Annotated in this window: 1 pseudogene; it reads right to left on the minus strand. The window is 49.6% G+C overall.

The features are described from left to right. Positions 1–73 precede the first annotated feature (73 nt). A pseudogene (locus ACNPAA_RS21135) lies at positions 74–381 on the minus strand (hypothetical protein); the annotation flags it as partial.

Below are 381 nucleotides of genomic sequence, written 5' to 3' on the forward strand. Positions count from 1 at the left end.
TGAGCATTGAGTTGGGGCTTATACGTCTATGAGCACTACAGCAAAAGTTCACCAGACGGTACTGGATTGACACTTATACTAAGTCTCTGGGAATCAACTCTATCTTTTCTTTCAAAAGAGATACGCTTACCCGTTTACCATAGCGGCCAAAAGTGATCCCTGTTTTACTATGTCCCGCCAACTCAGCCACAATATGCTCAGCAACGTCCGCCTGCTGTAACTCATCGATGTAGCTATGCCGCAGCCCGTAAAGCGTGGGACGGCCCTGACCTACGATGCCAGCATCATTGAGGTGGCGTTGGAAGCGACAGGTGATGTTATGCGCCCAGTCGTCGTCTTTGCCTGATGGTTTGTCGTCGAACAAAAATACCTGCCCCTGAC

This window comes from Aeromonas sp. PS2Canimalfood6, from assembly GCF_048276795.1.
Classification (GTDB): domain Bacteria; phylum Pseudomonadota; class Gammaproteobacteria; order Enterobacterales; family Aeromonadaceae; genus Aeromonas; species Aeromonas caviae.